Raw genomic sequence first — 22,889 nt, 5'->3', positions numbered from 1 at the left:
CATGCAGCAAGAGTTCAACGATCCGCTCTGGCGCACGGTGCTGTCCGGCGCCCAGATGCTGTTCGTGGCGTTCGGCGCGCTGGTGTTGATGCCGCTGATTACCGGCCTCGATCCGAACGTAGCGCTGTTCACGGCGGGCCTGGGGACGATTCTGTTCCAGATCGTCACCGGGCGTCAGGTGCCAGTGTTCCTGGCTTCGAGCTTCGCCTTCATCACCCCGATCATTCTCGCCAAGGGCCAATTCGGCCTCGCGGCGACCATGGGCGGTGTGATGGCGGCCGGTTTCGTCTACACCTTCCTCGGCCTCGCCGTGAAGATCAAAGGCACCGGCTTCATCGACCGCTTGCTGCCACCGGTGGTGATTGGCCCGGTGATCATCTCCATCGGCCTGGCCATGGCGCCGATCGCCGCCAACATGGCGATGGGCAAGGCTGGCGACGGTAGCGAGCTGATCCACTACCAGACGGCCATGCTGATCTCGATGCCTGCGCTGCTGACGACGCTGATCGTCGCGGTGTTCGGCAAAGGCATTTTCCGCCTGGTGCCGATCATCTCCGGCGTGCTGGTCGGTTTTGCGATGGCGTTCTATTTCGGCGTGGTCGATACCGCGAAGATTGTCGCGGCACCGTGGTTCGCGATCCCCAACTTCACCGCGCCGGAATTCAACTGGCAGGCGATTCTGTTCATCGTTCCGGTGGCATTGGCCCCGGCCATCGAGCACATCGGCGGCGTGATCGCCGTGGGCAGCGTGACCGGTCGCGACTACCTGAAGAAGCCCGGCCTGCACCGCACCCTGCTCGGCGACGGCATTGCCACCACCGCCGCCGGTTTGTTCGGCGGTCCGCCCAACACCACCTACGCCGAAGTGACGGGCGCGGTGATGCTGACCAAGAACTACAACCCGAAAATCATGACCTGGGCGGCGATTTTTGCCATCAGCCTGGCGTTCATCGGCAAGTTCGGCGCGCTACTGCAAAGCATTCCGGTACCGGTGATGGGCGGGATTCTGTGCCTGTTGTTCGGTTCGATTGCGGCGGTGGGGATGAACACGCTGATTCGCCACAAGATCGACCTGGGCGAAGCGCGCAACCTGGTGATCGTTTCGGTCACGCTGGTATTCGGGATAGGCGGCGTGCTGGTCGGCACCGGCACCGGTCCGGACGACTTCGGCCTCAAAGGCATCGCGCTGTGCGCGGTGGTGGCGATTGCGCTGAACCTGTTGCTGCCGGGCAATGACAGCTGGAAGCACAAGAAGGCGGATGAGCCGCTGATCTAAGGCTGACACAACACCCTGTGGCGAGGGAGCTTGCTTCCGCTTGAGTGCGCGCAGCACTCACAAAATCTTCATGGATTGCGAGAATTTTGGGGCCGCTTCGCGACCCAGCGGGAGCAAGCTCCCTCGCCACGGTTTGTATTTCTACAGCGCCAACGGCGCTCTTTCGCACAAAGTTCTCAGCGCCTTGGCCCACTGCGGATCATCGTTGAGACACGGCACCAGCACCAACTCATCTCCCCCCGCTTCGCGGAACAGTTCATTCCCGCGATCACCGATTTCCTCAAGCGTCTCGATGCAATCGGCAACGAACGCCGGGCACATCACCAGCAACTTCTTCACGCCCATTCCCGCCAGCTCATCGAGGCGTGCTTCGGTGTAGGGTTCGATCCATTTCGCCCGACCCAATCGCGACTGAAACGACACCGACCACTTGCCGTCCGGCAAGCCCAGCCGCTTGGCAAACTCGGAAGCAGTGCGCAGGCATTGGGCGCGGTAGCAGGTCGACAAAACTTCTGGCGAAGCGTTCAGGCAGCAATTATCGCTTTGGAAGCAATGGTGACCGGTAGGGTCGATTTTCTTCAGATGCCGCTCCGGCAAACCGTGGAAGCTCAGCAGCAGGTGATCGTAATCCTGCAGTAAATACGGCTTGGCGCTGGCCACCAACGCATCGAGGTATTCCGGCTGATCGTAGAACGGCTGGAGAATCGAAAACTGCACGTCGAGTTGCTTCTCCCGCACGACCCGCCGGGCTTCCTCGATCACCGTCGTGACGGTGCTGTCGGCGAACTGTGGATAAAGCGGCGCGAGGGTAATTTTCTTGTGACCCTGGGCAGCGAGCTGCACCAGTCTCGTTTCAATCGACGGCTCGCCGTAACGCATGGCCAGTTCTACCGGACCGTGAGTCCACTCAGCGGTCATGGCCTGCTGCAAGCGACGGCTGAGCACCACCAGCGGCGAGCCCTCCTCCCACCAGATCGAGGCATAGGCGTGGGCCGACTGCTCCGGGCGCTTGATCAGAATCAGCGACACCAGCAAACGTCGCACCGGCCATGGCAGGTCGATCACGTACGGGTCCATCAGAAATTGATTGAGGTAGCTGCGCACATCCGCCACAGAGGTGGAGGCAGGTGAACCCAGGTTGACCAGAAGCAACGCGTGATCGGTCATGCAACGTCCTATTTCAGAGGCGGCTGGACAAGTCGTCCAGGGCCGCGCGCAAATCAGTGAACTGGAATGTAAAACCCGCTTTCAACAAACGCGCCGGCACGGCTTTCTGGCCGCCCAGCAACAGCAATGACAATTCGCCCAAACACACCTTCAACGCCAGGGCCGGCATGGGCATGAATGCCGGGCGATGCAACACGGCGCCCAGCGTGCTGGCAAACTCACGATTGCGCACCGGTTTGGGCGCGCAGGCATTATAAGGACCGCTGGCGTCTTTCTGATGCAGAAGAAAATCAATCACGGCGATTTGATCCTTGATATGGATCCACGGCATCCACTGCCGACCATCGCCAAGAGGCCCGCCCAGCCCCAGTTTGAACGGCAACAACAGCCGCGACAAAAAGCCGCCCTCGGCAGACAACACCAACCCCGTGCGAATCAGGATCACTCGAATGCCCAAGGCCTCGGCGCGCTGCGCGGTTTCCTCCCAGGCAATGCACAACTGGCTGGCGAAATCGTCGATGACGGGTGGAGATTCCTCAGTCAATTCCCGCTCGCCACCGTCGCCGTACCAGCCCACGGCGGAGCCTGAGATCAACACCTGCGGTTTCTGTTCGCGGGTGTCGAGCCAGGCCAGCAGGGTTTCGGTCAGGGTGATGCGACTGCTCCAGAGCAAGGCCTTGCGCTTGGTCGTCCAGGGCCGGTCGGCAATCGGAGCACCCGCCAGGTTGATAATCGCGTCCACGGGCTCTTGTCCGAGATCTTCCAACCGCGCGACACCACGAACTTCTGCACCGCAGATTTTCGCGACTTTTTCAGGTGCCCGACTCCATACCGTCAGACGATGTCCCTGGCTCAGCCAGTGTCGGCAGAGTTGACTCCCTATCAAACCAGTACCGCCGGTCAGCAATATGTGCATGACTTCTTCCTCGCGTGGCGTTTTACCCTGATCACTAGTCTATTTTTATAAGCAGGGATCTTTGATATCGGGCAGGCTCTGTTGATAACAATAGGCCAAGCTGTCAGAACGAGAACGCTAAAAGTTATACCAAAAAACAATATTGTACAGGTTTCATCCACGGCGTAGTCTGTACAGAAAGGCAAACGAGGCCCCTATGACTGTACCTATCGCAATCATCGGCACCGGCATCGCCGGACTCTCAGCCGCCCAGGCGCTTACGGAGGCCGGGCATGTCGTTCAACTTTTCGATAAAAGCCGCGGCAGTGGCGGACGCATGTCGAGCAAACGCAGCGACGCGGGTGCCCTGGACATGGGCGCGCAATATTTCACTGCCCGCGATCGCCGCTTTGTCACGGAAGTCCAGCGCTGGCAAGCCAACGGCTGGGTCGCCGAGTGGACGCCACAGCTCTATACCTTCCACGGTGGTCAGCTCAATCTGTCGCCGGACGAACAGACGCGCTGGGTCGGCACGCCGCGCATGAGTGCCATCACCCGCGGCTTGCTCGGCGATTCGGAAGTACATTTCGCCTGTCGCATCACCGAGGTCTATCGGGGTGAGGAGCATTGGCATCTGCAGGACGCCGAGGGATTCACCCATGGCCCGTTCAGTCATGTCATCGTCGCCACGCCCGCGCCCCAGGCGACCGCATTGCTGGCCTCCGCGCCGAAGCTCGCCGGTGCCGCCGCCGGGGTAAAAATGGACCCCACCTGGGCGGTCGCGCTGGCCTTCGATACACCGCTGGACACCCCCATGGAAGGCTGCTTCGTGCAGGACAGCCCGCTCGACTGGCTGGCCCGCAACCGCAGCAAACCGGGGCGTGACAACACAATGGACACCTGGGTGCTGCACGCCACGAGTGCCTGGAGCCGGCAACATATCGACCTGCCCAAAGAGGCTGTGATCGAGCAATTGCATGGCGCGTTCGCCGAACTGCTCCACAGTGCGATGCCAGCGCCTACGTTCAGCCTCGCCCACCGCTGGCTCTACGCCCGCCCCGCCACCAGCCATGAATGGGGCACCCTGGCCGATGCCGATCTGGGGCTTTACGCGTGTGGCGACTGGTGCCTGTCCGGTCGTGTCGAGGGGGCATGGCTCAGTGGTCAGGAAGCCGCTCGCCGCCTGCACGAGCACCTGCAATGAACCGAATCAACCCGAGCAAGCTGCTGCTGTCGAAATGGACAGCAGCCCAGCCGCAAAACCGCGAAAAACATTTTCTGGTCACCGAGCTGTTCCGCGACGAGGAAGGCACGGTGCTGGACGTCGAATTGCAGGCGGTGCTGACCAAGCGCAGTGAGCGGCTCGACTGGCAAACGCTGAAAAACAGCGACGCCTGGATACTCGGCTGGAAATAGATCGCCTGTAGAAGCGAACTCGCAATGTCCGTCAATGCCTTCGCTTTAAACCTGACACGCTTCAGCAATCTCAGGTTCATGGTGATCAGCCTCGCTCCCACAGGGCTCCCGCAAAAACCTATACAAATAATTTGACTTGTACACCTTTGAATCTATGATGAAGGCATGTTGTACAGAAATTTAATTTTGTACAGGTCTTGGATTCGAGGTGCACCCATGCCCCACGCCAGCGCGAAACCGAAAATTGCTATCAGCGCCTGCCTGATGGGCGCCGAGGTGCGTTTCAACGGTGGGCACAAGGAATCGCGGCTGTGCAGCCGCACCCTCACTGAATATTTCGAATTCGTCCCGGTCTGTCCGGAGGTCGCGATCGGTCTCGGCATCCCTCGGCAACCCATACGACTGGTCGGCGACGCTGAACAACCTGAAGCCCTTGGCACTGTTGACCCTGAACTGAATGTCACCCGAGCGCTGGCCGATTACGGCGAGAAAATGGCTATTGAGCTGGACAATATCTGCGGCTACATCTTCATGCAGAAATCACCGTCATGCGGCCTGGATCGGGTCAAGGTCTACCACGCCAACGGCGCGCCCGTAGACGGCGGCGGCCGAGGCATCTATGCCCAGGCTTTCTGCGCGTTGCATCCGGACCTGCCAGTGGAAGAAGACGGTCGTCTCAATGACCCGGTGCTGCGGGAAAACTTCCTTACCCGAGTGTTCGCCTACAGCGCCTGGCAAGAGCTGCTGCAAGCGGGCCTGACTCGCCGCGGACTGACGGAATTTCACTCGCGGTATAAATACCTGCTGATGGCCCACAATCCGGTGCAGTACAAAACCCTGGGCAATCTGCTGGGCAACATGGGCCAGATCGATCCGAAAGAACTCGGCCCACGCTATTTCAGCGAACTGATGGCGGCCTTGAAGAAGTGCGCCACGCGCCGCACCCACACCAATGTTCTGCAACACATCAGTGGATACCTCAAACAGGTCATCAGCGCTGACGACAAACAGGAAGTGCAACACGTCATCGGCCAGTACCGCCACGGCATCGTGCCGCTGGTGGTGCCGCTGACGCTGCTCAAACATCACTTTCGCCGACATCCGGATCCGTACATTGCACAACAGGTTTACCTGCAACCGCACCCGGAAAACCTAAGCCTGCGAAACGCGATCTGATGAAAACTCCACTCGACACCAGTGCCCGCGAAGACCTCGGCGCCGACTTTAAAAAAGCCCTCGATGAAGGCTGGCTGCCGATTCGTGAAGTGGCCCGGCAGACCGGCGTCAACGCCATCACTTTGCGCGCCTGGGAACGACGTTACGGGCTGATCGTGCCGCAACGTACGCCCAAAGGGCATCGACTGTTCAGCGCCGAACACGTGCAACGCATCCTGACGATCCTCACCTGGCTCAATCGTGGCGTGGCCGTCAGCCAGGTCAAGCAACTGCTCGACTCCCCGCAAGCTTTTAGCGAGTCGGTCGAAAATGATTGGCAGGTGCTGTGCAACACGCTGCTGCAAGCGGTCACTTCGCTCAACGAACGCACCCTCGATGACACCGTCAACCAGGCGATCGCTTTGTACCCACCGCGGACCCTGTGCGAACAGTTGCTGATGCCGTTGCTGGCCGAGCTTGAACAACGCTGGCAGGGCCAGTTTGGCGCGCAGATGGAGCGTGTGTTTTTTTACTCCTGGTTACGCAGCAAATTCGGCGCGCGCATCTACCATAACAACCGTCAGTTGCGCAGCGCACCGCTGCTGTTGATCAATCACTCCGACCTGCCGCTGGAACCACACCTGTGGCTCACCGCGTGGCTGATCAGCAGTGCCGATTGCCCGGTGGAAGTGTTCGACTGGCCGCTGCCGGCGGGCGAGCTCGCACTGGCGGTCGATCACCTGCAAGCTCGCGGCGTACTGCTGTATTCCAGCAAAGCCATGAACCTTGCGCAGTTGCCGAAACTTTTCAACGGCGTCGGCGGCCCAAAAATGATTGCCGGACCAACGGTGTGCATCCACCACGCCGAGTTGTCCGTAAAAACGACAGAGATTGCAGAATTGTTCCTGGCCGAAGATCCGTTATCGGCGCATCAGGACCTGCTTCAGCGCGGGCTTATTTAAATGAATCGTACGGATACCACCCTGCAATTGATCTGGCTGCGCAGCGACTTGCGCCTGCATGACAACACCGCCCTGTCGACCGCCGCATCCCGGGGCCCGAGCGTGGCGGTGTACTTGTTGAGCCCGGAACAATGGCGCGAGCATGACGATGCACCGTGCAAAGTGGATTTCTGGCTTCGCAACCTTCGCGAATTGAGCCGCGCACTCGGCGAGTTGAACATCCCGCTGCTCATCCGCATGGCCTCGCGCTGGGATGAAGCGCCGAAGGTTTTGCTCGATCTGTGCCAGCAGTTGAAGATCGACGCGGTGCACGTCAACGAGGAGTACGGCATTCACGAAAGCCGCCGTGATGCGGCAGTAGCCGACGCACTGAAAACCAAGGGTATCGACTTTTATAGCTACCTCGATCAGTTGCTGTTCAAGCCCGGCACCGTGCTGACCAAGACCGGTACGTACTTCCAGGTCTTCAGTCAGTTCCGCAAGGTTTGCTACGACCGTCTGCGCAGCTCGTTGCCGAGCCTGGTGAGCGCGCCAATGGCTCAATCGCGCCTGACCGTCGACAGTGATGAAATCCCTTCAAGCGTTGCAGGCTTCGCCACGCCCAGCGAAACCTTGCGCGCGCTGTGGCCCGCCGGTGAAGCCGAAGCCCGTCGCCGCCTCGATACCTTCGCCGATGCGCAGATCGACTACTACAAAAGTGAACGCGACTTCCCGGCCAAACCCGGCACCAGTCAGCTCTCGGCCTACCTCGCGGCCGGCGTCATTTCCCCGCGCCAGTGCTTGCATGCAGCCCTGCAAAGCAATCAGGGCGAGTTCGAAAGCGGCAAAGTCGGCGCCGTCACCTGGATCAACGAATTGCTGTGGCGCGAGTTCTACAAACACATTCTGGTGGGCTACCCACGCGTCTCCCGCCACCGCGCCTTCCGCCCGGAAACCGAAGCCCTGGCCTGGCGCGACGCCCCCGATGAACTGGCGGCCTGGCAAGAAGCGCGTACCGGCCTGCCGATCATCGACGCCGCAATGCGCCAACTGCTCGAAACCGGCTGGATGCACAACCGTTTGCGCATGGTCGTGGCGATGTTCCTCACCAAGAATCTGCTGATCGACTGGCGTGAAGGCGAACGTTTTTTCATGCGGCACCTGATCGATGGCGACCTCGCGGCGAACAACGGCGGCTGGCAGTGGAGTTCGTCCACCGGCACCGACTCCGCGCCCTACTTCCGGATTTTCAACCCGCTCAGCCAATCGGAAAAATTCGACAGCGAAGGCCTGTTCATCAAGCACTGGCTGCCGGAGCTGGCCGGGCTGAACAAGAAAGACGTGCACAACCCGGAAAACCTCGGCGGCCTGTTCGGGGTGGCAGGTTATCCGTCGCCAATCGTCAATCTGAGTACGAGCCGCGCTCGCGCGCTGACCGCGTTCAAAAACCTGCCATCGCGACAAAATGCCGGAGGTGGCTATGAGTGATTTTCTGCGGCGTTTCGCCCGGCAGTTTGGTGAACTCAACAAAGACAACCTGCAACGCCTGAATGAGTTGTATACCGCTGATGTGCATTTCACCGATCCGCTGCACGAAGTACAGGGCATCGGGCATTTGCGCAGCTATTTCAGTGAGCTCTACGCCAACGTCAGCGAGCTGCGTTTCGATTTTTACGGCTTCGACCAGACCGGCGAAGGCGAAGGTTATCTGCGCTGGGTCATGAGCTACCGCCATCCACGCCTGGCCGGCGGGGGCTTGATTCGGGTGGATGGCTGCTCGCACCTGCTCTGGAGTGACAAGGTCTATCGCCACCGGGATTACTTCGATGCCGGGGCTCTGCTTTACGAACATGTACCCGTATTGGGCCGGGCAATCGCTTGGTTGAAAAGGAGAATGGGATGAGCCTTACACCTCCACGACGATATTGGCTGACCGGGGCCAGCAGCGGCATTGGCGCCGCGCTGGCCGAGGAAATCCTGAAAACCGGCGCCCACCTGGCGGTCAGCTCACGCTCGCTGGCGCCGCTGAAAGTCTTGTCGCAACGCTATCCCGGGCAAGTGTTGGTGGTGGCGGGAGACCTGACCAACAGCCAGACCGTGCGCGAAATCGGCGAGCAAATTACGCATGACTGGGGCTCGCTGGATACGGTGATTCTCAATGCCGGCACCTGCGAATACGTCGACGTTCAGCAGTTCGACTCGTCGATCATCGAGCACGTGGTGCGCACCAATCTGCTGGCCAGCAGTTACTGCATCGAAGCGGCGCTGCCGCTGTTGCGCAAAGGCACCGCGCCGCACCTGGTGGGCGTCGCCAGTTCGGTGACTTACCTGCCGCTGCCACGGGCGGAGGCGTATGGCGCGTCGAAGGCCGGGCTGCGTTATCTGTTCGAATCGTTGCGCATTGACCTCGCGCCCGAAGGCATCGAAGTCACCGTGGTCAGCCCGGGGTTCGTCGACACACCGCTGACGGCGAAGAACGATTTCCCGATGCCGCTCAGTTGGCCGGTGGGCAAAGCGGCGCGGCACATCTTCGCCAAACTGAAAAACCGGCCACTGGAGATCGCGTTCCCGGCGCTGTTCATGGCGGCGCTCTGGCCGCTGTCGAAAATGCCCAACCGGGTGAAGCTCGCCATCGGCAAACGCATGGTGCGCAGCAGTCCGCCGATCAAGGACGTGCCGTGAACATCGCTATCATAGGCAGCGGCATCTCGGGGCTCACCTGCGCTTACCTGCTGAATCGAAGCCACGCGATCACCCTGTTCGAGGCCGGCGACCGGGTCGGCGGTCATACCCACACCGTGGACGTGAAGGTCGATGGCAAGGAGTATGCCGTGGACACCGGTTTCATTGTGTTCAACGACCGGACCTACCCGAATTTCATTCGCCTGCTGGGCCAGATCGGCGTCGGTTTCAAAGCGACAGAGATGAGTTTCTCGGTCACCGACCCGGACAGCGGCCTCGAGTACAACGGCAACAACCTCAACAGCCTGTTCGCCCAGCGCCGCAATCTGCTGTCGCCGAGGTTCTGGGGCATGCTGCGGGATATCCTGCGCTTCAACAAGCGCGCTCAGTCCGACCTGTCCGAGGGCCGGATCGCGGCCGACACCACGCTCGATGAATACCTCAAGGCCGGCGGTTACGGCGAACGGTTCATCCTGCATTACATCGTGCCGATGGGCGCGGCGATCTGGTCGATGCCGATGGCCCAGATGCTGAATTTCCCGGTGGAATTCTTTGTGCGGTTCTTCAAGAATCACGGTTTGCTGTCGGTCAACAATCGCCCGCAATGGCGGGTGATCGAGGGCGGTTCGAGTGCGTACATCGCACCGTTGACCGCGACCTTCAAGCAGAAGATCCGCCTCAACTGTCCCGTGATACGGGTCGAGCGCGATGCCGATGGTGTCGTGATCCACAGCAGCGCCGGCAGCGAACGCTTCGACAAAGTCGTGTTTGCCTGCCACAGCGATCAGGCGCTGAAACTGCTGGCCAAGCCCAGCGAAGCCGAACGGTCGATCCTCGGCGCCCTGCCCTATGCCGACAACGAAGTGGTGCTGCACACCGACACGCGCCTGCTGCCGTCGCGCAAACGCGCCTGGGCCAGTTGGAATTACCGCCTCGGCGGTGCCGGACATACGCTGGCCGCGGTCACCTACGACATGAACATTCTGCAAGGCATCCAGAGCGACACCACCTTCTGCGTCAGCCTCAACCAGAGCGCCGGCATCAGTCCGTCCATGGTGCTCGGCCGATTCACCTACGCCCATCCGCAGTACAGCCTGGCGGCAGTGGCCGCACAGGCGCGCTGGGAAGAATTGAATGGCGCGCAACACAGTTTTTATTGCGGCGCCTACTGGGCCAACGGTTTCCATGAAGACGGCGTGGTCAGCGCGTTGCGCGTGGCCCGCTCGTTCGGGGAAGTGCTGTGAACAGCGCCCTCTACAGCGGCTGGATCGCCCATCGGCGGTTTGCCCCAAGGCGCCATGAATTCCGTTACCGGATCGGCCTGCTGTACCTCGATCTAGATGAACAGGACGTCGTGCTCGGGTTGTCACCGCTGGCGGGCAACCGCCGTTTCTCGCCGTTTTCGTTTCGCGAAAGCGACTACCTCAAAACCTGCACCGGCAACGGCATGCGCCTGATCGATGCCGTGCGCGAACAGGTCCGCCTGGCCATTGGTCATGCGCCACAAGGGTCGGTGTGCCTGTTGACCCAGCCTCGCAGTTGGGGCCTGGCGTTCAACCCGGTGAGTTTTTTTTATTGTTACGAAGCTGACGGCCAACTGGCGGCGATTCTTGCCGAAGTCACCAATACCCCGTGGCGCGAGCGTTATCACTATGTGCTGCCAGCCAGGACGCCGGAGGACCTGCGTGACTTCCATCAGCATTTCGCCGTGGCCAAGTCGTTTCATGTGTCGCCGTTTCTGCCACGCGATCTCGAACACCGCATGAGCTTCAGCCCCGTCGCGAAAAAGCTCGGCGTGCACATGGCCGACTGGCAGGGCGAGCTGAAGCTGTTCGACGCCACGCTCAACCTGAAACGCGAAGACTTGAGTCGCGCCAGCCTGCACCGTTACTTGCGGCGCTTTCCGTGGATGACCGCGAAAACCTGCCTGGCGATTTATTGGCAAGCCCTGCGCCTGCTGCTCAAACGCACGCCGATATTTGCTCATCAAGCTGCCAATGGCAGCTTTCAAACCGCCACCGTTCCGCCCAAGGATCGCCGCCATGAAATCCTCTAGTGTCTCGGCCAAGGCCACACCGCGACGCATCAACGGTCTGACCGAGATGTTGCTGCGTCGCGGTGTGCTGCGGCAACTGGCCCACCTCAAACATGGACAACTGGTGGTCGTCGAGGACGGCGAGCGTCTGGTCTTCGGCACCGCTGGCAGCCATTTGCTGGGGGAGATTCACATCCTCGATGCCGCAGCGTGGGGACTGGTGGCAAGCAACGGTTCGATCGGCGCGGGCGAGGCGTTTATCCACGGTTACTGGAGTTCGCCGGACCTCACCGCAGTGGTTCGCGTGTTCGTCAGCAACCTGGAAGTGCTGGATGCGCTGGAAGGCGGTCTGGCAAAACTCAGCCGGCCGTTCGTTCAAGGGTTGCACTGGCTCAACCGCAACACGCGCAAGGGCTCGCAGAAAAACATCGCCGCGCACTACGACCTCGGCAACGACCTGTTCGAACAGTTTCTCGACCCGACCATGATGTATTCGGCGGCACAATTCCTGAGTCCCGAGGACAGTCTGGAACAGGCTCAGTTGAACAAACTGCAACGGATCTGCCAGAAACTCGACCTCAAACCAAGCGATCACCTGCTGGAAATCGGCACCGGCTGGGGCAGCATGGCGCTGTACGCGGCACAGCATTATGGCTGCAAAGTCACCACCACCACGCTGTCCAGGGAGCAGTACGCCTTTACCGCGCAACGGATCGACGCCCTCGGGTTGCAAGATCAGGTCACGTTGTTGCTCAAGGATTACCGCGACCTCACCGGGCAGTACGACAAACTGGTGTCGATCGAGATGATCGAAGCCGTGGGCCATCGCTTTCTGCCGACCTATTTCAAGCAGTGCGCGCACTTGCTCAAAAGCAATGGCTTGATGCTGTTGCAGGCGATCACCATCCGCGAGCAGCGCTACGAGCAGGCCAAGGGCAGCGTCGATTTCATTCAGCGCTACATCTTCCCTGGCGGCGCCCTGCCCTGTGTGCAGAAAATGCTCGAGATCGTCAGCCGCGACACCGACATGAACTTGCTGCACATGGAGGATTTCGGCCTGCACTACGCACGAACCTTGCGCCTGTGGCATGAAAACTTTCGCCGCGCCCAAGGTCGCTTGAGCGAATTGGGCTATGACGATTATTTCCTGCGGCTGTGGGAGTTTTACCTGTGCTACTGCGAAGGGGGTTTCCTGGAGCGCACCATCGGCACTGCGCAGTTACTGCTGGCCAAACCTTCGGCGATCACCGAGCCGCTGCTTGGCCGCTTCGATGCTTGAACGCTTGGCCAACGCGGCGCTGTTCCAGCTCGGCTGGTTTGTCTGCGTGATCGGCGGCAACAGCTTGTGGTTGTTGGTGGCGGTGGGCGCTTTGGTGATTCATCTGCTGTGGATAAGTCGTTGGGTGGACGAAGGCCGGCTGATTCTCAGCGTGGTGTTGCTGGGCACGACCGTCGACAGTTCATTGCACTGGCTGGGGGTGTTCGAGTTCAACGAGATCGTGCCGCTGATTCCTCTATGGCTGATGCTGTTATGGGCGTTGCTGGCAACGACGTTGCGCCATTGCCTGCAATGGACCGCAACGCCCTGGTGGCTGGGCAGCCTGCTGGGCGCCGTGGGTGGACCGTTGTCGTATTACGCGGGAGGACAACTGGCCGGGGTGCAATTCCCTTATGGCCAAGTACCGACGCTGATCGGCATCGGACTACTCTGGGCACTGCTGTTTCCCACGTTGCATTTCATGGCCCAGCGGTTGGCGGCGTCCGACACCCATGGTTGAGCGTCCGTCAGGCCTTTCACACAGCGCCGACCGACTGACTTACACTGCGCGCCATGAAGACCATTCCCCACACACAAATCGCCGAAACGGCGGTCACCTGCTCGACCTGCGCAGCCTGCTGCTGCCAGCTCGAAGTGATGCTGATCACCGACACGGGTGTGCCCGAGCGTTTTATCGATACCGATGATTGGGGCGGGGAAGTCATGCTGCGTCTGGACGACGGCTGGTGTGCCGCGCTGGATCGCAACAGCATGATGTGCACGATCTACGAAAAACGCCCGCTGATCTGCCGGGAATTCGAAATGGGTGCACCGGAGTGCATCGATGAGCGCCAGGGGATTACTACGGCGTATCGGTGATCTGCATTAATGCCGTCACAGTCGCCAAAGCGAGACACAGAACCTGTGGCGAGGGAGCTTGCTCCCGCTGGACAGCGCAGCAGTCCCCTTTCTTATTGACAAGAAATGGGGCCGCTCTGCGCCCCAACGGGAGCAAGCTCCCTCGCCACAATTTTTAAACCTTACAACGGCATCGTGTAGTGCAGTGCGTAACTTTCTACGCCATCGTTCGGGCTGCTGAACCCTGCATTGGAATAGTGCGTCGCACGAATCCCGACTTCATGTCCGCCCGCAAAACGCAGACCGAAGCCGAAACGGTCTTCGAACTGAAAGGCACTGCCCAGTTTGTTGTCTTCAAGTTCGGTATTCGAGAACAACGCCACGCCAACCCCGAGCTCTACATAAGGTTTGACGTTCTGACCGGCAAACTCATAAACAAGAACCGGCGAAAACGAAAGGCTGTTGTTGCTGGAAGTCTTGTCGCCTTCCCAATAGGTGTAGGCGCCGCTCCAGTACCCGGTCAATCGACCGACATCACTCTGCAACCAACTCGTGTCCCAATCGAATTGCATGCCCAGTCGATAGGTCATGGTCGAATCGCTGGTCTGGCCGACCCCGAACTCCACGCCTGCCGCCTGTGCGCTAACACTTTGCCCCATTAGTGCGGCCGCAATCGCGGCCAAGCAGAATAGTCGCTTCACTAGAAACATCCTTTTCCGAACGATTTCATAGGTTTTTTTTGTTGCTCACCGCTATAGAAGTCCGCGCTTAATCAGAAGTTCACCCCAATTATTCGTTCCCCCAGGATTTTTTTTCATCTCTTGAAGCTTTGCACAACGCCAGCGGTATTCCACAGGATCGGCAAGATATTCCTGAAATGCTCCGGATCGGCACTCGTCCAGAACTGCGCAGCACGTGCAGGTCCCTCGGCGAGCAATTCACGCTCAGCCAACAAGCGCTGAAGTTGCCGCGCTACAGCGGCGCCGGTATCAATCAAGCTGATATCTTCAGGGATCATCTGCTTTAGCAACGGTTTTAGAAAGGGATAATGCGTGCAGCCGAGAATTATCGTGTCGCAGCCGGCGGCGAGCAGCGGCCCTACATAGCTGGCCAGCAATTCACGCAGGGCAGGACTGTGCAAATCGCCGTTTTCAATCAACTCCACCAGCCCCGGACACGGCTGAGTGATCACCCGTACATCGGTGGCGAAGCGGTCGAGTAACGCGGCGAATTTGGCACTCTGCAAGGTGCCGGTGGTGGCGAGCACACCGACCACTCCGCTGCGGGTAGCCGCTGCAGCCGGCTTGACCGCGGGCTCCATGCCGACGATGGGCCAGTCTGGATAATCGCGCCGCAAATCCGCAACGCCGGCGACCGTTGCCGTGTTGCAGGCCAGCACCAAGGCCTTGGCGCCCTGCTGCTGAAAGAAATCGGCCATCACGCGGCAACGCTGCTGGATGAATTCCGGGGTTTTCTCGCCGTAGGGAATATTTCCGCAATCGGCGACGTACAGCAGGGTTTCGTTGGGCAGCAATCGCTGGATCTCGGCCAGCACCGACAGCCCACCGACACCGGAGTCGAACACGCCAATCGGCGCTTCACGCATGTGTCGACCCACAGACGCTGCAACCCGGATCACGCTTGACCCGCAGCTCGCGAAAACGCGAACCCAAGGCATCAATCAACAACAACCGTCCCACCAGCGGCTCGCCGAAACCCACCAGCAGTTTCATCGCTTCCAGCGCCTGGAGGCTGCCGACCAGCCCCACCAGCGGACCGACGACGCCGGCTTCACTGCACGTCAGTTCAGCTTCACTGCCGTGCCCGTATAGACAGTGGTAGCACGGACTTTCCGGACGACGCGGGTCGAACACCGACAATTGCCCTTCGAGGCGAATCGCCGCGCCGCTGACCAACGGCTTGCCCGCGGCCACGCATGCGGCGTTGACCGCTTCGCGGGTGGAAAAATTGTCGGAGCAGTCCAGCACCAGATCCACGGCCGCAACGGCGGCGGCCAAAGAATCTTCGTCCAGCGCAGTGCGATGAGCGACTAACGTGATCTCGGGGTTGATTGCGCTCAGTCGGCGAATGGCCGAATCGACCTTGGTCTGACCGACGCTGTCGGTGTCGTGAACGATCTGGCGTTGCAGGTTGGTCAGGTCGACGGTGTCGAAGTCCGCCAGATGCAGTTCACCGACGCCAGCCGCGGCGAGGTAAAGCGCAACCGGTGAACCGAGACCGCCAAGACCGACGATCAACACGCGGCTTTCTTTCAGTCGCAACTGACCGTCGATATCGACGTGCTGCAACAGAATCTGCCGACTGTAGCGCAACAATTCCTGATCATTCAGCACGGCAGGCGCCCCAGGCTGATCCGTTGGTGGCCGCCCAGATCGGTGCGGCTGTGGACTTCTTCAAAACCGTGGGTCTGCAGCAGATCGCGTACGGCTTCGGCTTGATCATAACCGTGTTCGAGCATCAACCAGCCACCCGCGTCCAGGTGATCCGGTGCCTGGGCGACGATCAGACGCAAGTCGTCGAGCCCGTCGATACCCGCTACCAGCGCACTGGCCGGTTCGAAACGCACATCGCCTTCCACCAGATGCGGATCGGTTGAAGCAATGTAAGGTGGATTACTGATGATCAGCTGAAAACGCTGACCTTCCAGCGCGCCGAACCAATGGCTGTTCAGCACGGTGGCATTGTTGAGGTGCAGGCGCTGACGATTGCGCTCGGCCAGGGCCACGGCTTCGAGCACGCGATCCACAGCGGTGACGCTCCACGCCGGACGTTCACTGGCCAGGGCCAGGGCGATGGCGCCACTGCCGGTGCCGAGATCGAGGACCTTGGCGGGTGCCGCGGGCAACAATTCAAGCGCGGCCTCCACCAGCAATTCGGTGTCGGGGCGCGGGATCAGCGTGTGCGGGGCGACTTCCAGATCGAGTTTCCAGAAACCTTGCTGGCCGAGAATGTACGCCACCGGCTCTCCGCCACGGCGGCGTTGCAGGTATTCGGCGAATTTCAGCGCAGCGTCGCTCGGAACGATGCGCTCCGGCCAGGTGTGCAGAAAACTGCGGGACTTGCCCAGCGCCGCCGCCAGCAGCAATTCGGCATCCAGACGCGCCGTCGGCGAGTCGGGCAAATCAGCGGCGCGCAACAGACTGGCAATGATCGTCATTCGATGGCCGCCAGTTGGTCAGCCTGATATTCGGCCAGCAACGGCTCGATCACCGCATCGACACCGCCCGCGAGAATTTCATCGAGGGAATACAGCGTCAGGTTGACCCGGTGATCGGTGACCCGGCCCTGAGCAAAGTTATAGGTACGGATCCGCTCCGAGCGATCCCCCGAACCCACCAGCAATTTACGCTCGCTGGCGATGGCATTGGCGGCGGCGCTGGTCTGCTGGTCGTTGAGCTTGGCCGACAGCCAGGACATCGCCCGGGCGCGGTTTTTGTGCTGGGAACGTTCTTCCTGGCACTCGACGACGATACCGGACGGCAAGTGCGTGATGCGGATCGCCGAGTCGGTCTTGTTGACGTGCTGTCCACCGGCGCCAGAGGAACGATACGTGTCGACCCGCAAATCCGCCGGGTTGATCTCGATCGCTTCCTGTTCGTCCGGCTCGGGCAATACCGCCACGGTGCAGGCCGAGGTGTGGATGCGCCCCTGGGATTCAGTGGCCGGAACCCGTTGCACGCGGTGCACGCCGGATTCGAATTTCAGCTTGCCGTAGACGTTATCGCCTTCAACCCGGGCGATGACTTCTTTATAACCGCCGTGTTCGCCGATGTTCTCCGAGAGGATTTCCACCCGCCAGCCACGCCGCTCGGCGTAACGCGAATACATGCGGAACAGGTCGCCGGAGAAAATCGCCGCCTCGTCGCCGCCGGTGCCGGCACGGATTTCGAGGAACACGTTGCGCCCGTCGTTCGGGTCCTTGGGCAGCAAAAGCCGTTGCAGGCTGGCTTCGATCTCGATCAGTTGCTCCTTGGCTTCGCGAACTTCTTCCACGGCCATTTCGCGCATGTCCGGGTCGCTGTCCTTGAGCAGGGCCTGGGCGCCTTCGAGGTCGCTTTGCACCTTGAGCAACTGTTTATAGGTGTCGACGATCGGCTCGACCTCCGCGTACTCCTTGGAATAGGCGCGGAATTTGGTCTGATCGGAAATGACCTCGCCATCGCCAAGCAAGGCGGTCAATTCCTCGAAACGGTCCTGGAGGATGTCCAGCTTATTGAGCAGTGACGCTTTCATTGCGGTTTTTTATCCGAAAAGCTATCCGATGAGCCCTCACCGAGGGCAAAGAGTTCCTGGGCCATGGCCAGTGCGTCGAGGCGACCTTCGGCAGAGAGCTTTTTCAACTGCACGCTCGGTGCGTGCAGGAGTTTGTTGGTCAAGCCTCGCGCCAATTGCACCAGCACGTCTTCGGCGCTGCTGCCATTGGCCAGCATCCGCTGGGCCTTCTGCAATTCTTCGTCACGCAGGCGCTCGCTTTGTTGGCGATAGGCCTTGAGCACATCCACCGCCGCCAGTTCGCGCAGCCGGACCATGAAATCTTCAGCGCCGACCGACACCATCTCTTCCGCCGCTTGCGCAGCGCCCTGACGGCTCTTGAGGTTTTCGGCGACCACTTCGTGGAGATCGTCGACGCTATACAGGTAAACGTCGTCAAGCTCGCCGACTTCAGGCTCGATATCGCGCGGTACGGCGATGTCCACCATGAAGATCGGCTTGTGCTTGCGCAGCTTCAAGGCACTTTCCACCGCGCCCTTGCCGAGGATCGGCAACTGGCTGGCGGTGGAGCTGATGACGATGTCGCTGCGCACCAGTTCTGCCGGAATGTCCGAAAGCAACACGGCATGAGCGCCAAACTGCTCGGCCAGAATGCTTGCGCGTTCCAGGGTGCGGTTGGCGACAACGATGCGTTTTACGCCAAGCTCATGCAAATGCCGGGCGACCAGGGTGATGGTCTCGCCGGCGCCGATCAGCAAGGCCTGGCTGCGTTGCAAGTCGCTGAAAATCTGTTTCGCCAGGCTGACCGCGGCAAACGCCACGGACACCGGGTTTTCCCCGATGGCGGTATCGGTGCGCACTTGCTTGGCGGCATTGAACGTCGCCTGAAACAGACGCCCGAGCAGCGGACCGATGGTGCCAGCCTCGCGGGCCACGGCGTAGCAGGATTTCATCTGGCCGAGAATCTGCGGTTCGCCCAACACCAGCGAATCGAGCCCGGAAGCAACCCGCATCATGTGACGAACTGCCGCATCATCTTCGTGCACATAAGCGCTCGCGCGCAGCTCGTCGAGGCTCAAATGGTGATAATCGGCCAGCCAGCGCAGCACGATGTCAGCCGAAAGGTGATCCTGTTCTATATAGAGTTCACTGCGATTGCAGGTGGAGAGGATCGCAGCTTCGCGGCTGTCGGTGAGTCGGCAGAGCTGCTGCAAGGCCTCAACCAGCTGCTCAGGGGTAAAGGCCACGCGCTCGCGGACGTCTACTGAAGCAGTCTTGTGGTTAATACCGAGTGCAAGGAAGGCCATTCAAGGTCGCTGATGGTGACGTGAAGCCGGCAATTGTCCTACTTCGACACAACGAGAACAACTACTCGATCTCTATTGCCCCGGTAGGCCATGCCCGGCTTTGCGAGCGGTTCTCGTTTACACGAAGCGTACACCGGCCCCCGGGGGCGCTGGCTTGCCGGCGATGGACTGAGACACACAGCCAGTTCCCTGTAAAAACTCGTCATCGTTAACGACCATCGCTGGCAAGCCAGCCCCCACAGGACACGACGCAGAAGGGAAAATGCCCGGCCGGTTATGTTTGGCCGAAGGCTTGTGTCATGATGATCCGACCGCAGGTTAGTCGTCCTCTTCCTATATGAATAGATCTTCCGCGTTGCTCCTCGCTTTTGTCTTCCTCAGCGGCTGCCAGGCCATGGCACCCGTTTCGTCGGACGGTACGCCGCCGGTCGAAGACAGCACTCCGGCCCCTGAAAAGCCCAAGGTTTACAGCTCATTCAGTGAAGAAACCGTCTTCAGTCTGTTGAGCGCCGAACTGGCTGGCCAACGCAATCGTTTCGACATTGCGCTGGACAACTACGTGACCCAGGCCATCAATACCCAGGATCCAGGCATCTCCGAGCGGGCGTTTCGCATCGCCGAGTACCTGGGCGCCGACCAGGCCGCCCTGGATACCGCGCTGATATGGGCGAAAAACGCACCGGACGACCTCGAGGCGCAACGGGCCGCCGCCGTGCAACTGGCGCGCGCCGGGCGTTATGACGACTCCATGGTCTATATGGAGAAAGTCCTGCAAGGCAAGGGCGACACGCATTTCGACTTCCTTGCCCTGTCCGCGGCCGATACCGATCAGGAAACCCGCAACGGCCTGATGAAAAGTTTTGACCGCTTGCTGCAGCGCCATCCCCACAACAGCCAGCTGATTTTCGGCAAGGCCTTGTTGATGCAACAGGACGGCGACAGCAAAGGCTCGCTGGCCTTGCTGGAAGACAACCCGCCGGACGACGGTGAAATCGCCCCCATTCTGCTGCGCGCACGCTTGCTGCAAACCCTTGATCGCGGCGATGAAGCGTTGCCTCTTCTGCAAAAAAGCATCAAGAAATACCCGGACGACAAACGCCTGCGCCTGACTTACGCACGCATGCTGGTCGAACAGGACCGCATGGACGACGCCAAAGCCGAGTTCTCGAGCCTGGTTCAGCAGTACCCGGAAGACGATGAACTGCGATACTCCCTGGCGCTGGTGTGCCTGGAAGCCAAGGCCTGGGACGAGGCCAAGGGCTACCTCGAAGACCTGATCGCCCGGGAAAGCCATGTCGACTCGGCCCATCTGAACCTCGGTCGCATCGCTGAAGAGCGCAACGATCCCCAGGGTGCACTGATCGAATACGCCCAGGTCGGCCCGGGCAACGATTACCTGCCGGCGCAATTGCGTCAGGCCGATATCCTGATGAACAACGGCAAGACCGCCGAAGCACAAAGCCGTCTGGCGAGCGAGCGCGATGAGCAGCCCGACTACGCGATTCAGCTGTACCTGATCGAAGCCGAAACGCTGTCCGCCAACAAACAGCCGGAAAAGGCCTGGAGTGTTTTGCAAAAAGCCTTGCAGCAATACCCGGACGATCTGAATCTGTTGTACACCCGCGCCATGCAGGCGGAAAAACGCAATGACCTGGCGCAGATGGAAAAAGACCTGCGCCTGATCATCAAGCGTGACCCGGACAACGCCATGGCACTGAACGCCCTCGGCTACACCCTGTCCGACCGCACAACGCGTTACGCGGAAGCCAAGGCCCTGATCGAACAGGCACACCAGATCACCCCGGAAGACCCGGCGGTACTCGACAGCCTCGGCTGGGTGAATTTCCGCCTGGGCAATCTTGATGAAGCCGAGCGGTATCTGCGCCAGGCACTGGATCGCTTCCCCGATCAGGAAGTCGCGGCTCACCTGGGTGAAGTCCTGTGGGCCAACGGCAAGCAACGGGAAGCCAAGCAGATCTGGGGCAAATTCCTCAAGGCACAACCCGACAGCCCAATCCTGCGCGGCACCATCAAGCGCCTGACCGGATCAGAGACTCTTTAAGATTATGTTTTTGCGCCACTTCATCGTTTTCAGTTTTATCGCCCTGCTCGCCGGTTGCGCGGGCTTCGGTGCCCGCGAATCGGTTCAGGGCCAAGGCGACGCCAGTCTATGGCGCGTTCACAAAGAGCAACTGACCAGCCTCGACGGCTGGCAGATCAACGGCAAGATCGGCATCCGCGCGCCAAAGGACTCGGGGAGCGGCACGCTGTTCTGGTTGCAACGCCAGTCCTATTACGACATTCGCCTTTCGGGCCCCCTGGGTCGCGGCGCCGCACGCCTGACCGGGCACCCCGGAAAGGTTTCGCTGGAAGTCGCCAATCAGGGGCGCTACGAAGCGCCGACGCCGGAAGTGCTGCTTGAAGAACAGCTCGGCTGGAAGCTGCCGGTGTCGCACCTGGCCTGGTGGGTCCGCGGACTCCCGGCGCCGGACAGCAAAAGTCGCCTGACACTGGATGCCGACAGCCGCCTGGCCAATCTGGATCAGGATGGCTGGCAAGTCGAATACCTGAGTTATGCCGAGCAAAACGGCTTCTGGCTGCCCGAGCGGATCAAACTGCATGGCACCGACCTTGACGTCACGCTGGTGATCAAGGAATGGCAACCGCGCAAACTGGGGCAATGAACATGACGGCCCCACGCTTGACGCTGCCCTCCCCGGCCAAACTCAATTTGATGCTGCACATCCTCGGCCGCCGCGAAGACGGTTACCACGAGCTGCAGACGATTTTTCAGTTTCTCGACTACGGCGATGAAATCACCTTTGCTGTGCGCGACGACGGTGTGATCCGACTGCACACTGAATTCGACGGTGTGCCTCACGACAGCAATCTGATTGTTCGTGCTGCAAAAAAACTTCAGGAGCAATCCGGTTGTTCGCTCGGTATCGACATCTGGATCGAAAAAATTCTGCCCATGGGCGGTGGCATCGGTGGCGGCAGTTCAAATGCCGCGACGACTTTGCTCGGCCTGAATCATCTCTGGCAGCTGGGTTGGGATGAGGATCGGCTGGCCGCACTGGGCCTGACGCTGGGCGCCGACGTCCCGGTTTTCGTGCGTGGCCACGCGGCTTTCGCCGAGGGCGTGGGAGAGAAACTTACCCCTGTAGACCCCGAAGAACCGTGGTATCTCGTGCTTGTGCCGCAAGTATCTGTAAGTACAGCAGAAATTTTTTCAGATCCGTTGTTGACACGTAACTCTTCTCCCATTAAAGTGCGCCCCGTTCCCAAGGGAAACAGTCGAAATGACTGCTTACCGGTGGTAGCAAGGCGTTATCCAGATGTACGTAACGCATTGAATTTGTTAGGTAATTTTACCGAAGCAAAACTAACCGGAACTGGAAGTTGTGTGTTTGGGGGCTTCCCAAGCAAAGCTGAAGCTGATAAAGTCTCGGCCCTTCTTACAGAGACCCTTACAGGGTTTGTAGCAAAAGGAAGCAACGTTTCGATGTTGCATCGCAAGCTGCAAAGTCTGCTCTAAAGGAATCGAGTACTGGGTACTCGTTGCAACAGATACAGGGGCGTCGCCAAGCGGTAAGGCAGCAGGTTTTGATCCTGCCATGCGTTGGTTCGAATCCAGCCGCCCCTGCCATTTTCCTATACTCATCC

Annotated in this window: 24 protein-coding genes and 1 tRNA gene; 17 read left to right on the top strand and 8 right to left on the bottom strand. The window is 60.0% G+C overall.

Annotated features, from left to right (window positions below):
* Position 1: 1 nt before the first annotated feature.
* Positions 2–1,276: a uracil-xanthine permease family protein gene (locus tag ACM6IQ_RS29595; RefSeq protein ID WP_414880526.1), complete on the top strand. Its 1,275-nt coding sequence runs from the start codon at positions 2–4 to the stop codon at positions 1,274–1,276.
* Positions 1,277–1,417: 141 nt separating this feature from the next.
* Here the strand turns inward: ACM6IQ_RS29595 and hemH are convergent, their stop codons facing one another.
* Both hemH and ACM6IQ_RS29585 read right to left on the bottom strand, forming a co-directional pair.
* The gene (gene hemH / locus ACM6IQ_RS29590; RefSeq protein ID WP_414880525.1) at positions 1,418–2,443 is read right to left on the bottom strand and encodes a ferrochelatase; all 1,026 of its coding nucleotides are present in this window, start codon (positions 2,441–2,443) and stop codon (positions 1,418–1,420) included.
* A 13-nt stretch (positions 2,444–2,456) separates the two neighbouring features.
* Positions 2,457–3,359: a TIGR01777 family oxidoreductase gene (locus ACM6IQ_RS29585; protein ID WP_017340737.1), complete on the bottom strand. Its 903-nt coding sequence runs from the start codon at positions 3,357–3,359 to the stop codon at positions 2,457–2,459.
* A gap of 196 nt (positions 3,360–3,555) precedes the next feature.
* On the opposite strand from ACM6IQ_RS29585, the gene ACM6IQ_RS29580 reads away from it, so the two are divergent.
* The 12 genes from ACM6IQ_RS29580 to ACM6IQ_RS29525 all read left to right on the top strand — a co-directional run bounded on the left by ACM6IQ_RS29580 (position 3,556) and on the right by ACM6IQ_RS29525 (position 13,704).
* Positions 3,556–4,542 carry an NAD(P)/FAD-dependent oxidoreductase gene (locus ACM6IQ_RS29580; protein ID WP_017340738.1) on the top strand — a complete coding sequence of 329 codons (987 nt, stop codon included), beginning with the start codon at positions 3,556–3,558 and terminating at the stop codon, positions 4,540–4,542.
* Complete coding sequence (locus tag ACM6IQ_RS29575) at positions 4,539–4,754, top strand: TIGR02450 family Trp-rich protein (protein ID WP_414880524.1); 216 nt, start codon at positions 4,539–4,541, stop codon at positions 4,752–4,754. Before ACM6IQ_RS29580 ends, ACM6IQ_RS29575 begins: the two co-directional genes overlap by 4 nt.
* 216 nt (positions 4,755–4,970) lie before the next feature.
* Positions 4,971–5,930: a YbgA family protein gene (locus tag ACM6IQ_RS29570; protein WP_017340740.1), complete on the top strand. Its 960-nt coding sequence runs from the start codon at positions 4,971–4,973 to the stop codon at positions 5,928–5,930.
* The gene (locus ACM6IQ_RS29565; RefSeq protein ID WP_017340741.1) at positions 5,930–6,871 is read left to right on the top strand and encodes a MerR family transcriptional regulator; all 942 of its coding nucleotides are present in this window, start codon (positions 5,930–5,932) and stop codon (positions 6,869–6,871) included. Before ACM6IQ_RS29570 ends, ACM6IQ_RS29565 begins: the two co-directional genes overlap by 1 nt.
* Before the next feature lie 21 nt (positions 6,872–6,892).
* Positions 6,893–8,338, top strand: a complete 1,446-nt coding sequence (phrB, locus tag ACM6IQ_RS29560; RefSeq protein ID WP_414880580.1) for a deoxyribodipyrimidine photo-lyase — start codon at positions 6,893–6,895, stop codon at positions 8,336–8,338.
* Complete coding sequence (locus ACM6IQ_RS29555; RefSeq protein WP_017340743.1) at positions 8,331–8,753, top strand: nuclear transport factor 2 family protein; 423 nt, start codon at positions 8,331–8,333, stop codon at positions 8,751–8,753. Before phrB ends, ACM6IQ_RS29555 begins: the two co-directional genes overlap by 8 nt.
* Entirely contained in the window at positions 8,750–9,532 is a 783-nt protein-coding gene (locus tag ACM6IQ_RS29550) for an SDR family NAD(P)-dependent oxidoreductase (protein WP_017340744.1), read from the top strand. The genes ACM6IQ_RS29555 and ACM6IQ_RS29550 overlap by 4 nt, the downstream gene beginning before the upstream one ends.
* On the top strand, positions 9,529–10,776 hold the full coding sequence (locus tag ACM6IQ_RS29545; protein WP_017340745.1) for an NAD(P)/FAD-dependent oxidoreductase: 1,248 nt from the start codon (positions 9,529–9,531) through the stop codon (positions 10,774–10,776). The genes ACM6IQ_RS29550 and ACM6IQ_RS29545 overlap by 4 nt, the downstream gene beginning before the upstream one ends.
* Positions 10,773–11,588, top strand: a complete 816-nt coding sequence (locus ACM6IQ_RS29540) for a DUF1365 domain-containing protein (protein ID WP_017340746.1) — start codon at positions 10,773–10,775, stop codon at positions 11,586–11,588. Before ACM6IQ_RS29545 ends, ACM6IQ_RS29540 begins: the two co-directional genes overlap by 4 nt.
* Positions 11,575–12,846 (top strand): SAM-dependent methyltransferase, encoded by a 1,272-nt coding sequence (locus tag ACM6IQ_RS29535; protein ID WP_017340747.1) that lies wholly within the window; start codon positions 11,575–11,577, stop codon positions 12,844–12,846. Before ACM6IQ_RS29540 ends, ACM6IQ_RS29535 begins: the two co-directional genes overlap by 14 nt.
* Positions 12,839–13,345 carry a DUF2878 domain-containing protein gene (locus ACM6IQ_RS29530; protein ID WP_414880523.1) on the top strand — a complete coding sequence of 169 codons (507 nt, stop codon included), beginning with the start codon at positions 12,839–12,841 and terminating at the stop codon, positions 13,343–13,345. The genes ACM6IQ_RS29535 and ACM6IQ_RS29530 overlap by 8 nt, the downstream gene beginning before the upstream one ends.
* A 53-nt stretch (positions 13,346–13,398) precedes the next feature.
* On the top strand, positions 13,399–13,704 hold the full coding sequence (locus tag ACM6IQ_RS29525; protein ID WP_017340749.1) for a YkgJ family cysteine cluster protein: 306 nt from the start codon (positions 13,399–13,401) through the stop codon (positions 13,702–13,704).
* 161 nt (positions 13,705–13,865) lie between these two features.
* Here the strand turns inward: ACM6IQ_RS29525 and ACM6IQ_RS29520 are convergent, their stop codons facing one another.
* The 6 genes from ACM6IQ_RS29520 to hemA form a co-directional block, all read right to left on the bottom strand.
* Complete coding sequence (locus ACM6IQ_RS29520) at positions 13,866–14,384, bottom strand: acyloxyacyl hydrolase (RefSeq protein ID WP_017340750.1); 519 nt, start codon at positions 14,382–14,384, stop codon at positions 13,866–13,868.
* 113 nt (positions 14,385–14,497) lie between these two features.
* Complete coding sequence (murI, locus tag ACM6IQ_RS29515; protein WP_017340751.1) at positions 14,498–15,289, bottom strand: glutamate racemase; 792 nt, start codon at positions 15,287–15,289, stop codon at positions 14,498–14,500.
* Entirely contained in the window at positions 15,282–16,037 is a 756-nt protein-coding gene (locus ACM6IQ_RS29510; RefSeq protein WP_017340752.1) for a molybdopterin-synthase adenylyltransferase MoeB, read from the bottom strand. Before ACM6IQ_RS29510 ends, murI begins: the two co-directional genes overlap by 8 nt.
* A complete protein-coding gene (gene prmC, locus ACM6IQ_RS29505) occupies positions 16,031–16,861 on the bottom strand; it encodes a peptide chain release factor N(5)-glutamine methyltransferase (protein ID WP_414880522.1) in 831 nt (276 codons plus the stop codon). Before prmC ends, ACM6IQ_RS29510 begins: the two co-directional genes overlap by 7 nt.
* The gene (gene prfA, locus ACM6IQ_RS29500; protein ID WP_017340754.1) at positions 16,858–17,937 is read right to left on the bottom strand and encodes a peptide chain release factor 1; all 1,080 of its coding nucleotides are present in this window, start codon (positions 17,935–17,937) and stop codon (positions 16,858–16,860) included. The genes prmC and prfA overlap by 4 nt, the downstream gene beginning before the upstream one ends.
* The gene (gene hemA / locus ACM6IQ_RS29495; protein ID WP_017340755.1) at positions 17,934–19,223 is read right to left on the bottom strand and encodes a glutamyl-tRNA reductase; all 1,290 of its coding nucleotides are present in this window, start codon (positions 19,221–19,223) and stop codon (positions 17,934–17,936) included. The genes prfA and hemA overlap by 4 nt, the downstream gene beginning before the upstream one ends.
* A 337-nt stretch (positions 19,224–19,560) precedes the next feature.
* Between hemA and ACM6IQ_RS29490 the strand changes: the two genes are divergently transcribed.
* The 4 genes from ACM6IQ_RS29490 to ACM6IQ_RS29475 all read left to right on the top strand — a co-directional run bounded on the left by ACM6IQ_RS29490 (position 19,561) and on the right by ACM6IQ_RS29475 (position 22,872).
* Entirely contained in the window at positions 19,561–21,285 is a 1,725-nt protein-coding gene (locus tag ACM6IQ_RS29490) for a tetratricopeptide repeat protein (RefSeq protein WP_017340756.1), read from the top strand.
* A 4-nt stretch (positions 21,286–21,289) separates the two neighbouring features.
* Positions 21,290–21,907: a lipoprotein insertase outer membrane protein LolB gene (lolB, locus tag ACM6IQ_RS29485; RefSeq protein ID WP_017340757.1), complete on the top strand. Its 618-nt coding sequence runs from the start codon at positions 21,290–21,292 to the stop codon at positions 21,905–21,907.
* A gap of 2 nt (positions 21,908–21,909) precedes the next feature.
* Positions 21,910–22,761 (top strand): 4-(cytidine 5'-diphospho)-2-C-methyl-D-erythritol kinase, encoded by an 852-nt coding sequence (gene ispE, locus ACM6IQ_RS29480; protein WP_031319119.1) that lies wholly within the window; start codon positions 21,910–21,912, stop codon positions 22,759–22,761.
* Between the two features lie 36 nt (positions 22,762–22,797).
* Positions 22,798–22,872: transfer RNA gene (locus tag ACM6IQ_RS29475), tRNA-Gln, on the top strand.
* The last annotated feature ends 17 nt before the right edge of the window (positions 22,873–22,889 follow it).

It is taken from the genome of Pseudomonas sp. IT-P100 (genome assembly GCF_949767185.1).
In the GTDB taxonomy this organism is placed as follows: Bacteria; Pseudomonadota; Gammaproteobacteria; order Pseudomonadales; family Pseudomonadaceae; genus Aquipseudomonas; species Aquipseudomonas fluorescens_B.
This window is presented reverse-complemented; position numbering and strand designations above follow the sequence as displayed.

Coding starts and splice junctions, on each gene's coding strand:
- ACM6IQ_RS29595 (WP_414880526.1), top strand. CDS start 2: ATGCAGCAAGAGTTCAACGATCCGCTCTGGCGCACGGTGCTGTCCGGC.
- hemH (WP_414880525.1), bottom strand. CDS start 2,443: ATGACCGATCACGCGTTGCTTCTGGTCAACCTGGGTTCACCTGCCTCC.
- ACM6IQ_RS29585 (WP_017340737.1), bottom strand. CDS start 3,359: ATGCACATATTGCTGACCGGCGGTACTGGTTTGATAGGGAGTCAACTC.
- ACM6IQ_RS29580 (WP_017340738.1), top strand. CDS start 3,556: ATGACTGTACCTATCGCAATCATCGGCACCGGCATCGCCGGACTCTCA.
- ACM6IQ_RS29575 (WP_414880524.1), top strand. CDS start 4,539: ATGAACCGAATCAACCCGAGCAAGCTGCTGCTGTCGAAATGGACAGCA.
- ACM6IQ_RS29570 (WP_017340740.1), top strand. CDS start 4,971: ATGCCCCACGCCAGCGCGAAACCGAAAATTGCTATCAGCGCCTGCCTG.
- ACM6IQ_RS29565 (WP_017340741.1), top strand. CDS start 5,930: ATGAAAACTCCACTCGACACCAGTGCCCGCGAAGACCTCGGCGCCGAC.
- ACM6IQ_RS29555 (WP_017340743.1), top strand. CDS start 8,331: ATGAGTGATTTTCTGCGGCGTTTCGCCCGGCAGTTTGGTGAACTCAAC.
- ACM6IQ_RS29550 (WP_017340744.1), top strand. CDS start 8,750: ATGAGCCTTACACCTCCACGACGATATTGGCTGACCGGGGCCAGCAGC.
- ACM6IQ_RS29535 (WP_017340747.1), top strand. CDS start 11,575: ATGAAATCCTCTAGTGTCTCGGCCAAGGCCACACCGCGACGCATCAAC.
- ACM6IQ_RS29530 (WP_414880523.1), top strand. CDS start 12,839: ATGCTTGAACGCTTGGCCAACGCGGCGCTGTTCCAGCTCGGCTGGTTT.
- ACM6IQ_RS29525 (WP_017340749.1), top strand. CDS start 13,399: ATGAAGACCATTCCCCACACACAAATCGCCGAAACGGCGGTCACCTGC.
- murI (WP_017340751.1), bottom strand. CDS start 15,289: ATGCGTGAAGCGCCGATTGGCGTGTTCGACTCCGGTGTCGGTGGGCTG.
- prmC (WP_414880522.1), bottom strand. CDS start 16,861: ATGACGATCATTGCCAGTCTGTTGCGCGCCGCTGATTTGCCCGACTCG.
- prfA (WP_017340754.1), bottom strand. CDS start 17,937: ATGAAAGCGTCACTGCTCAATAAGCTGGACATCCTCCAGGACCGTTTC.
- hemA (WP_017340755.1), bottom strand. CDS start 19,223: ATGGCCTTCCTTGCACTCGGTATTAACCACAAGACTGCTTCAGTAGAC.
- ACM6IQ_RS29490 (WP_017340756.1), top strand. CDS start 19,561: ATGAATAGATCTTCCGCGTTGCTCCTCGCTTTTGTCTTCCTCAGCGGC.
- lolB (WP_017340757.1), top strand. CDS start 21,290: ATGTTTTTGCGCCACTTCATCGTTTTCAGTTTTATCGCCCTGCTCGCC.
- ispE (WP_031319119.1), top strand. CDS start 21,910: ATGACGGCCCCACGCTTGACGCTGCCCTCCCCGGCCAAACTCAATTTG.